The sequence below is a fragment of the Dictyobacter arantiisoli genome (assembly GCF_008326305.1).
GTDB lineage: Bacteria > Chloroflexota > Ktedonobacteria > Ktedonobacterales > Ktedonobacteraceae > Dictyobacter > Dictyobacter arantiisoli.
Map to the genome: position 1 here is coordinate 1 of NZ_BIXY01000191.1, position 2,986 is coordinate 2,986.

General features: G+C 50.1%; 2 protein-coding genes and 2 pseudogenes. All 4 read left to right on the forward strand.

What is annotated here, in order from left to right; genetic code table 11:
• Nucleotides 1-271 (forward strand): annotated as a pseudogene (locus F1593_RS27615) (RRXRR domain-containing protein); the annotation flags it as partial.
• 615 nt (nucleotides 272-886) lie between these two features.
• Nucleotides 887-1,855: a reverse transcriptase domain-containing protein gene (locus tag F1593_RS27620; protein ID WP_149404769.1), complete on the forward strand. Its 969-nt coding sequence runs from the start codon at nucleotides 887-889 to the stop codon at nucleotides 1,853-1,855.
• Complete coding sequence (locus tag F1593_RS27625; protein WP_149404770.1) at nucleotides 1,852-2,520, forward strand: HNH endonuclease; 669 nt, start codon at nucleotides 1,852-1,854, stop codon at nucleotides 2,518-2,520. The genes F1593_RS27620 and F1593_RS27625 overlap by 4 nt, the downstream gene beginning before the upstream one ends.
• Before the next feature lie 94 nt (nucleotides 2,521-2,614).
• Nucleotides 2,615-2,875: pseudogene (locus F1593_RS29550) on the forward strand (HNH endonuclease); the annotation flags it as partial.
• Between the last annotated feature and the right edge of the window lie 111 nt (nucleotides 2,876-2,986).

Below are 2,986 nucleotides of genomic sequence, written 5' to 3' on the forward strand. Positions count from 1 at the left end.
TTCCCGTCGGGCCAGGAAAACCAGATATCGACAACCCCGCTGGAGCAATCGGAAAAACAAGAAGAAGGGATGGTTGCCACCCTCCCTTGAGAGTCGCATCGCGAATGTGCTGACCTGGGTGCACCGCTTCTCACGATACTGCCCAATCACCGCAATCAGTATGGAACTGGTGCGCTTTGACATGTAGCTCATGGAGAATGCTGAAATATCTGGCGTGGGCTACCAGCAGGGGACAGTGGCAGGATACGAGATCAGGGAGTACCTCTTGGAGGTGCGCCAAGAAGCGCGATGATTGAAAGGCGAAAGCTAGAAGGGAGTGCAGTACCTTCTTCCCTAAGCGGCACGCGGCAGATGACTACCACATCTACGGTGTGAAGCCCGCTGACAAAGGCGTGAAAAGGTGTAGTCCGAAACACCCCGCTAGCGTCGAGGGAGAGAGTCTCTATGATGAGTGTAAACGAACCGCTGACGAGGCACCTAGAAGGTATAACCTGAGCGAAACGGGATGACACGACAGGGACAGAGAGAGGTAACACCTGCCTCTAGAAGGTGTGAACGGGTTCTTCCAAACCCTATCTGACCGAAGGCTGCATACCAACGGTCACTCTCTCTAGCGCCATCGGGGAGATGGCGTCAAGGTGTATAGGCGGCATCTACGGGGAACTTGTTTTGAAACAATCATCGTGAACTTGGGAACTGTCTCTCTCGGCCCGGCAACGGGATGGGCAGGTAGGCTGAAGTGAGAGAGACAGGGCGGAATGCTCGTAGTAGTCGGAGGAAGTCACGATCCTCTCACGGAGCGTGGAACAAACCGCGTACAGGGCGAAGGAGCATAGTCATATCGTTTGTGAGACCAGGCAACGCTGGCCTCGTCCAGGGATTTGTAATGGAAATAGCCAGAGTTCAGAAAAGTCTTGCAACAAAAGCATTGTCCCAACCGACGCATCGGTTTGATGACTTGTATCGATATGTACGAGATGTCAACTGGCTAGAGAGCGCACGCAGCGCCATCATGTCCAACAATGGAGCCAAAACTCCAGGGGTAGATGGCATTAATGGGCAGGAACTTCCTGTCACGGAGTGGCTTGCACTGCTCAACCAAACGATTGAAGAGTTACGAGAAGGAACGTATTGTCCCATGCCAGCAAGGAGAATCTATATACCAAAAGCCAACGGAAAACTGAGGCCGCTTGGTATTCCTACCATTCGAGACAGGATGGTGCAAGAAGCTCTGAGAATGGTCATGGAGCCAATTTACGAGAGTCATTTTCTGCCGTGCTCCAACGGTTTCCGACCCGGACGCTCAACAATGACAGCCATCAATCACCTACAACGGCTCTGCAACGAAAAGGGAAAATACTTCTGGATCGTTGAAGGAGACATAAAAGGATGTTTTGATAACATTTCACACCAAAAGTTGATACATGTCCTCAGAAAACGAATTGCAGATGAACGACTGTTATCCTTGATTTGGGCCTTTCTCAAAGCGGGATACATGGAAGATAGATGTCTTCACACTCCCAATGTCGGAACACCGCAAGGGGGCATAGCGTCGCCCCTGCTGGCAAATATCTATCTTCACGAGATGGATCTTCACTGGCAGGAACGATACAACTCGATGTCAACTCGACAAAGAGACCGCCGGAGGAAAGAAGGCAAAGGAAATGTCCAACTGGTGAGATACGCCGATGATTTTCTCGTGCTCACGAATGGTGCAAAGGCCGAAGCGGAAGCGCTGAAAGAGGAATTTGGAGAGTTTCTCCAACACCTTGAATTAACGCTTTCGACTTTCTCGGATTTCACATCCAACGACGCCCAAAGCTCTCTGAACCGGAGCGAAAAGTGCTGTATGTGACGCCAACCGAAAAGAGTGTCGAGCGATACAAGGAGAAAATCCACGATCTGCTCGCAGAACCAAATATTAACGTGGTGAATAAACTGCAAGCGGTCAACCGGGTCATACGGGGATGGGCACGCTACTACCAGTATGTGCAATCATCTTGGGTCAGGCAAAAGCTTGACCACTGGACGTACGAAGCATTCTGGAAATGGCTGCATCGGAAGAAGCACGGGGGATATGTGGGAAAGAAGGAATTATACGATAAATATCTCACGCAGAGAAATCATAGAGGAATGAAAACGTTGGGATATGGACAGGTCTTCCTAGCCCGAATGAATGATATTGCGCATAAGCAATATTACTCACCAAAAGGTGGAATACCCAACCCATACTTGACGGACGATGTTGATCTGGCAATGACAGAAGAAAATCCGATTGCGCCGGAAACATGGAATGGCACCTCGGCACAAAACAAGTATGCCATTGCAAGACAAGACTTGCTGGTTTCTCTTGGGCCGATTTGTCAGATGTGCAAGCAAACGTTCCTACCGGAACAGTTACAGGCACATCATATCCAATCTCAGAAGGAAGGAGGCAAACATGGAACGAGTAATCTACAACTGCTCTGCCACGCCTGTCACACCACAACAGAGAACTATGGGACAAGCCAGAAGATATGAGGGAGAGCTGGATGCCAGGAAACCGGCACGTCCAGTTCGGTGGAGGGGGAAAGCCCTATCATCCCTTGATGATATGCTAATTCCCCTATCCTTCAAGTGGAACCGACAATGTGCGTATTGTAGGAAGAAGGATGTTCCATTGCAGATCGAGCATATTCACCCTCGCGCGAAAGGTGGCAGTAATCGGATCAGTAATTTGTGTTTGGCTTGCGAGAAGTGCAATCGTGCGAAGGGAACGCAAGATGTTGCAGTGTTTCTCAAGAAGGAGCCCGATGTACTCAAGCGTATTCAGGCTCAGGTCAAGCACCCATTGAAGGATGCAGCCACCGTCAACACGACGCGCTGGCTGCGATTCGTTTGATCCAAAACCGTGAAAACGGGGGAGGAACAGCAGCAGGATATATACCCTGCTGACAACTGATAGTTCGATGATGGGCGAAATTCCCATCCCTCTAGGTGAAAAGAG

Excerpts from the sequence above, each read along its gene's own strand:
- F1593_RS27620 (WP_149404769.1), top strand. The coding sequence starts at position 887 with ATGGAAATAGCCAGAGTTCAGAAAAGTCTTGCAACAAAAGCATTGTCC.